A 1,017-nucleotide genomic window follows, 5' to 3' on the forward strand; every position below is an offset into this window, starting at 1 on the left:
CGACATGGTGAAGGAATACCGCGGCTGATTGTCCGTAAAAGATGCATGTCCAAAACCGGTACCGATAATGGTGCCGGTTTTTTTCACGATCTTTACACAGGTATAGAACCTGTAGTACAGTTAACAATAGAAGATAACAAACAAGGAACGCGATGAAGAGACTAGTACTTTGCAAGCGCTTGGCCCAGAGAGTCGGTGGCAGGTGAAAACCGACCCAGTCTGCAAGGGAATCCATCTCTGAGTGGCAAAGGATCAACTTTGCCCGGCACCGCCCCGTTACGGCGGATTCAAGCGGGTATATGCCGGGAAACGGAAGCAGGCATATATCAACAAGGGTGGCAACGCGGGTTACCAACACTCGTCCCTTACCATAGGGGACGGGTGTTTTTTCATTGCGTGCAAGAAGAATCAACGATGTTGGAGGGGTATCTATGTTAGACGTAAAAGTGTTGCGCAACGATTTAGACGGAGTAAGACGCCGTTTGGCGGATCGCAATGAGGATATTTCTGCACTGGATCAGTTTGCCGAGGTGGATGAAAAGCGCCGCCAGTTGATCCAGGAAGCGGAAGGCTTGAAGAACAAACGAAATACTGTATCCGAACAGGTAGCGGTATTGAAGCGCAACAAAGAGAACGCTGACCATCTGATCGCAGAGATGAAGGAAGTAAGCGACCGAATCAAGGTGCTGGACGAAGAACTGCGCCAGCTCGATGAACAGCTTGAGCAAATTCTGCTGAGCTTGCCCAACCTTCCTCATGAGAGCGTTCCGGTAGGCACGTCGGAGGATGACAACGTCGTTGCCTGGACGTGGGGCGAGCCAAGAAAGTTTTCTTTTGAGCCCAAACCGCACTGGGAGCTTGGTCAAGAACTGGGCATCATCGACTTCGAAACAGCGGCAAAGGTGACCGGCAGCCGATTTGTTTTCTACAAAGGACTGGGTGCCCGTCTGGAGCGCGCGCTGATGAACTTTATGCTCGATCTGCATACGACGGAGCACGGCTATGAAGAGCTTCTGC

General features: G+C 51.3%; 1 protein-coding gene and 1 other annotated feature. The gene reads left to right on the forward strand.

Annotation, left to right across the window (positions count from 1 at the left end):
• Nucleotides 1-143: 143 nt before the first annotated feature.
• Nucleotides 144-369 (forward strand) — a binding site (T-box leader).
• A gap of 62 nt (nucleotides 370-431) precedes the next feature.
• On the forward strand, nucleotides 432-1,017 hold a 586-nt coding region (locus tag EDM54_RS26155; RefSeq protein WP_511150405.1), incomplete at its 3' end, for a serine--tRNA ligase.

It is taken from the genome of Brevibacillus borstelensis, from assembly GCF_003710865.1.
In the GTDB taxonomy this organism is placed as follows: Bacteria; Bacillota; Bacilli; order Brevibacillales; family Brevibacillaceae; genus Brevibacillus; species Brevibacillus borstelensis.